1 pseudogene is annotated in these 227 nt (G+C 45.4%); it reads right to left on the bottom strand.

Going from position 1 to position 227, the window contains the following annotated elements:
• A pseudogene (locus V6252_RS13125) lies at positions 1-227 on the bottom strand (ribose-5-phosphate isomerase A); the annotation flags it as partial.

Here is a 227-nt window from a genome sequence, read left to right as displayed (position 1 = left end):
ATTTGGCCAATTGTCGAGCCACATAAGAGCGTTCTTGTGGTAATACTTCATTCGGTACCGGAAACGCGCGACCTAAGATTTCAACTCTTTTGCTATCATCGACCATACAGACGAACTTGTTTGAAGCTGCTGCCAGAATCTTTTCGCGAGTCAATGGACCGCCGCCGCCTTTGATAAGTTGCTAGTGCTCGTTAACTTCATCAGCACCATCGATATATACTTCTATC

It is taken from the genome of Psychrobacter proteolyticus (genome assembly GCF_038155145.1).
In the GTDB taxonomy this organism is placed as follows: Bacteria; Pseudomonadota; Gammaproteobacteria; order Pseudomonadales; family Moraxellaceae; genus Psychrobacter; species Psychrobacter proteolyticus_B.
This window is presented reverse-complemented; position numbering and strand designations above follow the sequence as displayed.